Source organism: Agromyces seonyuensis (assembly GCF_009789225.1).
GTDB lineage: Bacteria > Actinomycetota > Actinomycetes > Actinomycetales > Microbacteriaceae > Agromyces > Agromyces seonyuensis.
In genome coordinates this window covers 25759-34276 of sequence record NZ_WSTA01000036.1, presented here as the reverse complement: position 1 = coordinate 34276, position 8518 = coordinate 25759, and the positions used below count along the sequence as shown (strand labels likewise).

Below are 8518 nucleotides of genomic sequence, written 5' to 3'. Positions count from 1 at the left end.
GCGCCCGCGCCGCCGAGGAGCACCGCGCCGCCCGCGCCGCCGCGGCCGAGACCCGCACGAAGCCGCTGCGCTCGCTCGCCCCGCCGGTCCCGCTCGTCGCCCCGCGATCGCCCGCACCGGCTGCCATCCCGTCAGCGCCGCCGAGCGTGGAGCCCGAGCCCGGTGCCGGCCCGTTCGTCGAGGCGCCGGTCCAGGTCCCGGCCTCCGGGTTCGCCGACGGGCGCTACCGGGTCGCGGGCGTCGAGCGGCGACTCGGCGAGGCCGCCCTGATCGGGCGCAGCCCGCAGCACCGCCGGATCGAGGCATCCGAAGTCGATCTGGTGGCGATCGCCGGTTCGGAAGTGCTCTCCGGCACCCATCTCGAGCTCCGGCGGGAAGGGGAGCGGATCATCGCCGTCGACCTCGGATCGCGCAACGGCACCGTCCTCGTGACGGCCCGCGGGCGCCGGAGACTCCGCGGCGGCGTCGCCGTCGTCGTCGAAGGCGGCGCGCGGCTCGAGCTCGGCGGGGATACGATCGTGGAGATCCTCTCCGGCAAGGAGCCCGATACGTGACCCGAACCCGCACGACCCGACCGAGCCTCTCGAGCGGCCGATGACCCAGATCGGCAACGACAACACCGGCGTGCGCTTCGCCCTCCCCGACGGCACGGCCGTGACCATCGCGTGGTCGGCGATCAGCGACGTCGGGCTCCGGCGCGAGGTCAACGAGGACAGCTTCGTCGCGCAGCCCCCGATCTTCGCGGTCGCCGACGGCATGGGCGGCCACGCCGCGGGCGACATCGCGAGCGCCGCCGTCGTCGCCCGCCTCGCCGAGCACGGCGGCCGCAGCCACGCCACCGCCCGGGACATCGACAAGGCGCTGCGGCACGCGGTGCGCGACATGGCCCGCTCCATCGGCGTCACCGACGAGGGCAGCGGCACGACCGTCACGGGCGTCGCGCTGACCGTCATCGGCGCCGAGCCGGCCTGGCTGGTCTACAACATCGGCGATTCGCGCGTGTACCGCTACATCGACGGACTGCTCGAGCAGCTCACCGTCGACCACTCGATCGTCCAGGAGCTCGTCGACGCCGGCCAGATCAGCCGCGAGGAAGCCGACGTCCACCCGCACGCCAACGTCATCACCCGAGCGGTGGGCTTCCACGAGACCCCGCAGCCCGACTACCGCGCCATCGCGATCGAGCCCGGGATGCGACTGCTCGCGTGCAGCGACGGCCTCACCAAGGAGCTCACGCCCTACGGGATCCGGCACTTCCTCGCCGAGCACGAGGCGGCGGCGGATGCGGCCAAGGCGCTCGTGGACGCCGCCGTCGGCAACGGCGGTCGTGACAACGTCACGGTCGTGGTCGTCGACGTGCTCGATGTGGAGCCGCCGGAAGCCTCCTAGCGCGCGGGAACCGCGGACCCGTGGCGAAACCGTGACTCGGTGCCGGCGGAGGCTGGCCCTAGAATGAGGCACGCGCCTGCCCCGGGCGCGACGGCGCCCCGAAGCGCTGGAAGGCTGGGAGGCACAGTGTCGCGACGCATTCCCTCGACTCCGCCGATCCTGCCGGGCTTCACATTCGTGCAGGTCCTCGGGTCCGGCGGGTTCGCGGACGTGTTCCTCTACGAGCAGAACCTGCCGCGTCGCCATGTCGCCGTCAAGGTCATGCTCGCCGATGTCGTGACCGACGAACTGCGCCGCGCGTTCCAGACCGAGGCCGACTTGATGGCCGGGCTCGGTGCGCACCCCGCGATCCTCACCGTGCACCAGGCGGGCGTCGCCGCCGACGGCCGCCCGTACCTCGTCATGGAGCCGTGCACGCCCGCCATCGGCCAGGGCTACCGATTCTCGCCGCTGGCCGTTCCCGACGCGCTCGCCGTCATGATCGCGATCGGCGGCGCCGCCGAGTCGGCGCACCGCGCGGGCATCCTGCACCGCGACATCAAGCCCTCGAACATCCTGACGACGGCCTACGGCCATCCCGTGCTGAGCGACTTCGGCATCGCCGTGCGGCACCGCTCCGAGCCCGCTCCCGACTCGGTCGGGCTCTCCATCCCGTGGACGGCGCCCGAGGTGCTCCAGGACGAGAGCGGCGGCTCCGTCGCGAGCGAGGTCTATTCGCTCGGCGCGACCCTGTACTCGCTGCTCGCGGGCCGCAGCCCGTTCGAGCGCGTCGACGGGGACAACGGCGCGAACGTGCTCGCGCAGCGCATCCGCCGTGCCGCCCCGGAGCCCATCGGCCGTTCCGACGTGCCCGCGTCGCTCGAGGCGATCATCCGTCGGAGCCTCGACAAGCGCCCCGAGGAGCGCCAGCGGAGCGCCGTCGCGTTCGTCCGGGACCTGCAGGCCGTCGAGTCGGAGCTCGGCCTCGACCAGACGCCCATCGACCTCGTCGTCGACGGCTTCGCGACGGGGGTGCCGATCGACCGCGAGCACCCCACGGTCGCCGCGTCCGACGACGTCCACGCGCCGCGCCGCCGTCGCCGGCCCCCGCTTCGGCCCGCGGCCCAGACGGCCGGTCCCGTCCGCTCGCGCGGGCGCGGCTTCGTGCTCGCCGCGTGCGCGATCGCGCTCGTCGTCGGCGCGGGGGCGGGCGCCGCCCTCACCTGGTGGTTCGTGGGGAGCGGCGCGGCATGACGCGGGCAGTCGACGGTCGCCGCGCTCGCGGACGACGGGGAGACCTCATCGCGGCGATCTCCCTCGCCGTCGTCGTCGCCGTCGTCGCGACCGTGGCGGTCGTCACCAACGGCTATCACTCCGAGCGCAAGGATCTCGGCGACGGCTCGGTGTGGATCGCCAGGGGCGAGGACGGGCTCGTCGGTCGCGCGAACACGCTGGTGGACGAGCTCAACACCGTCGTCGACGTCGGCGGCGGATCGATCGAGGTCGCGCAGCGCGGCGACGACGTCCTCGTGCTCGACGCGCAGCACGCGTCCCTCCGCATCATCGACCCCGTGGACTCCACCGTGCTCGACACGGTCGCGGTCCCGCCCGACGTCGACGCGTTCGCCCTCGCCGGCGACCGCCTCGTCCTCGCGGCAGACGGCGACGTGTGGATGCCCGCAATCGACTCGCTCGACGAGTTCGACTCGTCGCGCGACCCGCTGCTCTCCCTCGGAGCGGGCACGATCGTCAGCGTCGACGACGCCGGGCTGCTCTTCGCCTTCACCCCGTCGACCGGTCTGCTCGTGAGCCTCGACGTCACGCGCGCCGACACGGTCCAGTCGCGCTGGGAACTCGACCCCGTCGACGAGTCGCACGCGCTCCAGCTCACGAGCTCGGGCGGGGTGTGGGCGCTCCTCGATTCGGATGTCGGCGTGCTCCGTCTGCCGGATCGGACGATCGACCTCGCCGACGACGTCCCCGGGTTCCGCGGGGCGCTGCTCCAGCGCGCGTCGGCGGCGGGCGGCCCGGTGCTGCTCGCGCACGCGGCCGGGCTCGTCGCCGTCGATGCCGACGGAACGGTCCGCGTCCTCCGCGACGATCGTCGCGGGGCGCCGGCGGCGCCCGTGCGGGTCGACGGCTGCGAGTACGCCGGATGGAACCTCGACGCCGGCGGCGGCTGGCGGCGCTGCGACGACGGCGCCGGCGAGGACTTCACCCTCGCGGGGATGCCCGGCGGCGCCGACCTCGCCTTCATCGACAACGGGCGGGACGTGGTGCTGGCCGACCGGGACGGGGGGCGCGGCTGGGGGGCCTCGGAGCAGTTCGACCTGATCGACAACTGGGCCGAGCTCGAAGCCGAGCGCGACGATGATCTGGTCGTCGAGCAGCAGGACTCGCCCGAGGAGCCGGAGCTCGAGAAGACCCCCGTCAAGCCCGTCGCGGTCGACGACGAGGTCGGCGCCCGGCCCGGCCGCACGACGACGCTGCCGCTGCTCGTCAACGACTACGACGACAACGGCGACGTCCTCGTCATCGACTCGGTCGAGAACGTCACGCCCGTCGAGCACGCGGTCGACCTCGACATCGTCGCCGAGGGCCAGGCGGTGCAGATCGAGCTCGCCGACGACGCGAGCGGACCGATCCGCTTCACGTACACGATCTCCGACGGCACGGGCGTCGGGTCCACCGCCTCGGCGACCGCGACCGTGATCGTGCGCGGCGCGGACGAGAACTCCGGACCCGTGCAGGTGCGCACGCCCTCGCTCGTCCTCGAGGCGGGTCAGCGGGGCGAGACCGACGTGCTGTCCGACTGGGTCGATCCCGACGGCGACCCCATTCATCTCGTGTCCGCGGAGTCCGACGTCGACACGGTCGTCCGGCGACCCGATGGACGGGTGACGGTCACGGCGGACGCGGCGGTCGGCGCTCGGCGGGTCGAGCTCTCGGTGTCCGACGGCGTCGCGACCGGTGCGGGGGTGCTCGACCTCAGCGTCGACGCGACCGGCACCGCGCCGCTGATCGCCGAGTCGTTCGTCGTGCAGACCGCGGTGAACGAGGACGTCGAGATCGATCCGCTCGTGCACGTCAGCGGGGGGAGCGGCGAGGGCGTCCGACTCACGGCCGTGCCCGACGTGCAGGCGACCGTCGACTTCGAGGACGGAACGTTCCGCTTCCGTGCGACGGAGGAGGGCACCCACCTCCTGGAGTACTCGGTCGCCGACGGAGCCCAGACGGCCACCGGTACCGTCCGCATCGAGGTCTCGCCGTCCGCCGAGCAGGGCACGGTGCCCATCACGGTGCCCCACTCGGCGTTCGTGCAGCTCGCCCGATCCGTCGACGTCGACGTCCTCGCGACCGACTTCGATCCGAAGGGGCGCGTGCTCATCATCACCGGGATCGACGAGGAGTCGCTCCCGCCCGAGGTCGGCGTCGAGGTCATCGATCACCGGATGCTCCGCGTGAAGCTGGACGCCCCGCCGGAGAACGGCTCCGTCGTCTTCGACTATCGCGTGAGCAACGGTCTCGCGGAGGCGACGGGCACGGTCACGGTCATCCAGGTCGCACCGCCCGCCGTCCCGCAACCGCCCATCGCCGTCGACGACACGGCCACGGCGCGCTCCGGCGACGTCATCTCGATCGACGTGCTCGACAACGACCGCCATCCCGACGACTCCGCGCTCTCGCTCGGCGACCCCGCGATCGTGACCGCGCCCGCCGCCGGCCACCTCTTCGCGGACGGCCGTGTGCTCCGCTACCTCGCCCCGGAGGAGCCCGGCGAGTACACCGCGACCTACCGCGTCGTCGACGAGGACGGCACGGCCGCGGAAGCCGAGGTGCGGATCCTCGTGCGCGGCACCGATCTGACGCCGAACACCGCGCCCCAACCCGAGACCGTCACGGCGCGAGCGCTCCAAGGCGAGTCGATCCGCATCCGGGTGCCGCTCACGGGGATCGACGCCGACGGCGACTCGGTGCAGTTGCTCGGCCTCACCTCCAACCCGACCCTCGGGCTGGTCGCCGAGACGGGCGTCGACTGGGTCGACTACACGGCCGGCGACTACTCGACGGGCACCGACCAGTTCGAGTACCAGGTCGTCGACGCCCTCGGCGTGCGTTCGACCGGCGTCATCCGGGTCGGCATCGCCGGCGGGCTCGAGGGCGCCAGCCGCCCGGTCGCGAACGACGACGCGGTGGCGGTCCGCCCGGATCGGACCGTCGCGATCCGAGTGCTCGCCAACGACACCGACCCCGACGGGGACGACCTCACGATCGTCGACGTCGAGCCGGTCGACGGCGCGCCGGAGCCCCGATTCGACGGGGAGCTCGTGCGCGTCGCCGCGCCGTCCACCGCCGGCTCGCTCGAGTACGTCTACACCGTCCGCAACGAGAGCGAGGTCGAGGCGAGCGCCCGGTTGACGGTCGAGGTCGATCCGGATGCACCGCTGCCGGCGCCCGAGGCCGACGACACCGTGCTCGCGCTCGACGAGATCCTCGATCGCACGACCGTCGACGTCGACGTCCTCGAGAACGTGTTCTTCGCCGAGGGGGACTCGAGCGTGCTCGAGCCCCGCCTGGTGCCGGGCTTCGACGAGGGGGCGAGCGTGCTGCCCGACGGCGCCATCCGGATCGAAGTGCGCGACCGGCGCCGCACCGTGCCGTTCGTCGTCGCGAACCCCGAGGACGCGACGCGTTCGGCGACCGCCCTCGTGCTCGTGCCGGGCCGCGACGACGCGATCCCGCAGGTGCGCAGCGACGCCCCGGAACTCGAGGTCGTCTCGGGCGAGGAACTGCTCATCGACATCGACGAGCACGTCGTCGCCGCCTCGGGCCGACCGGTCGGCCTTGTCGACGACGGCGAGGTCAGCGCATCGAACGCCGCCGGCGTCGACTTCGTCGTCGACTCGCGCACACTGCGCTATCGCAGCGCCGACGAGTACTTCGGTCCGGCGTCGATCTCGTTCACGGTCGAGGACGTGGCCGGGGAGGGCGAGGCGGCGGGCCGAACCGCGACGATCGTGCTGCCCATCCTGGTGGAGCCGGCGGTCGACCAGCCCCCCGCGTTCACGGGCGGTCGGATCGACTTCGAGCCCGGCGAGACCAAACGCCTCGACCTGGCGAAACTGACCGCCTATCCGGACTCCGTGTCGGCGGATGACCTCGAGTTCGTGATCCGCAAACCGTGGCCCAACGGGTTCGACATCGACTCCGACGGCTCGGTCGTGGCCGTCCGGGCCGACGACGGCATCCCCGTGGACACCGTCGCCACGCTCAACGTCGACGTCCTCCTGAACGGACAGCCGGGCACCCCGGGGCAGATCCGTCTCTCCGTCGTGTCGTCCTCGCGTCCGCTCGCGAGCGCCCGAGCGGACACCGCGGTGACGCCGCGGGGTGCGACGACGAGCATCGACGTCCTCGCCAACGACGAGCCCGCGAATCCGTTCCCCGGCACGCCGCTCGTCGTGACCGAGGTCCGCGGGGCGGACGCGGAGAGCCTTCCGGCCGGGGTCTCGGTGTCCCCGAGCGGCGACGGGTCGGTGCTGACGGTCCGCGTGTCCGATGCCGCCGCCCCCGGTGAGAGCGTGCTGGAGTACCAGATCCAGGACGCCACCGGCGATGCCGGCCGTCGCGTGTGGGGCACGGTCACGATCTCGGTGCAGGACCGCCCGGAACCGGTCACCGGCGTGCGGGTCACCGGGTACCGGCTCGGCGAACTCGACGTCGCCTTCGAACCCGGGGCGGCCAACAACTCGCCGATCACCGGATACGAGATCGTCCTCGCCGGCCCCGACACCGGCGCGGTCCTCGCACGCACGGACTGCGCCTCGACCCGATGCACGATCCAGACGCCGGGGGAGGGCAGCGACTACGCCGCGCGGGTGCAGGTGAGCGCGCGCAACGCCATCGGGATCTCCGATGCCGCCGCCGCCGCCGGCCTGTACTGGTCCGACGCGGTCCCGGCCGCTCCCACGGGGCTCGAGGCAGCGCCGCTCGACGGCGGTCTGCGGATCAGCTGGACGCCCGTCGTGACTGCCGGGTCCGCCGTCGGCCGCTACGTCGTGGCCGTCGGCGGCGCGGTCGACGATTTCGCGGCGGCGAGCATCTGCAGCAGCACGCGCTGCACGGTCGAGTGGCGCGGCCTGCCGAACGGCCAGACGGTTCAGGTGAGCGTCAGTGCGCGCAACCAAGCCGCTCCAGAGTTCGCCGTCTGGGAGTCGTCCAGCACCACGGGGATCCCCTTCGGCGCTCCCGTGGCCGGGGCGATCGCGCCGATCGGCGACGCGATCGCCGGCTCGGTCACGGTCACCTGGGATGCGTTCGCCGACAACGGCGACCCCGTGCTCGGCTACTTCGTGCAGCGCCTCACCGGTTCCTCGCCCGCTCCCCCCACCGGCTCGCAGGCCTGCACCGTGTCGTCCCCCGCACCCGGCATGGTCACGCCCCCGGGCACGGGCGGTTCGGTCGTCGACGTCGTCGCCGTGCCTGCCGGATCGACCCGCGCGGTGTTCGGCGGCGCGATCGACGACGTGCGCGACACGTTCGTCGTCTGGGGCTACAACCGGGCGGGCTGCGCCCGCACCGACCTCGCCGGCATCACGGTCCGGCAGACCCCGGGGCAGATCGGCTCGGTCTCCTCGCAGATGATGTTCACCGAGTCCGGGCTCGCCTACGACCGCTACGTCTCCAACACCGGCGGCGACTGGTCCCGCCTCGAGATCCAGGCCATCGACTCCTCCGGACTCGCCGTTCCCGGGTCGGTCCGCTCGTTCTCCGGAACCGGGTGGCCTCGGGCCATCCTCAACCGGCCGTACGGCGAAGCGGTCCGGTTCCAGATCCGTGCCTGCACGGCGTGGGGGAGTTGCGGCCGCTGGTCGGCGACCCTGCCGGCCGACGCGCGTCCCTCGTTGAACTTCGACGTGCCCGGACGCGCCTGGGATCCCGCGACCGCGACCTGGACCTGGCTCCGGGACCCCGACAATTCGGGCATCCCCGCGACGTACCGTTGCGGTTTCGCCGGCGACGCCGTCGGCGTGCCCGCGGCGAGCCCGACCAGCTGCCTGATCACGGGCGCCGGACCAGAGGACGCGGTCTGGTTGGATGTGCAGATCGGCGGCGTGAGCGTGCAGTTCACGAACCGATGAGGACGAGA

General features: G+C 73.0%; 4 protein-coding genes. All 4 read left to right on the top strand.

The window, feature by feature from the left end; all coding sequences use genetic code 11:
* A partial coding sequence (locus GB864_RS09520; RefSeq protein ID WP_160424419.1) for an FHA domain-containing protein occupies positions 1-554 on the top strand: 554 nt, incomplete at its 5' end.
* A 40-nt stretch (positions 555-594) separates the two neighbouring features.
* On the top strand, positions 595-1389 hold the full coding sequence (locus GB864_RS09515; RefSeq protein WP_160424418.1) for a protein phosphatase 2C domain-containing protein: 795 nt from the start codon (positions 595-597) through the stop codon (positions 1387-1389).
* A 126-nt stretch (positions 1390-1515) separates the two neighbouring features.
* A complete protein-coding gene (locus tag GB864_RS09510; protein ID WP_336603942.1) occupies positions 1516-2622 on the top strand; it encodes a serine/threonine-protein kinase in 1107 nt (368 codons plus the stop codon).
* On the top strand, positions 2619-8510 hold the full coding sequence (locus GB864_RS09505) for an Ig-like domain-containing protein (RefSeq protein WP_160424414.1): 5892 nt from the start codon (positions 2619-2621) through the stop codon (positions 8508-8510). The genes GB864_RS09510 and GB864_RS09505 overlap by 4 nt, the downstream gene beginning before the upstream one ends.
* Positions 8511-8518 lie beyond the last annotated feature (8 nt).

Coding starts and splice junctions, on each gene's coding strand:
- GB864_RS09515 (WP_160424418.1), top strand. CDS start 595: ATGACCCAGATCGGCAACGACAACACCGGCGTGCGCTTCGCCCTCCCC.
- GB864_RS09505 (WP_160424414.1), top strand. CDS start 2,619: ATGACGCGGGCAGTCGACGGTCGCCGCGCTCGCGGACGACGGGGAGAC.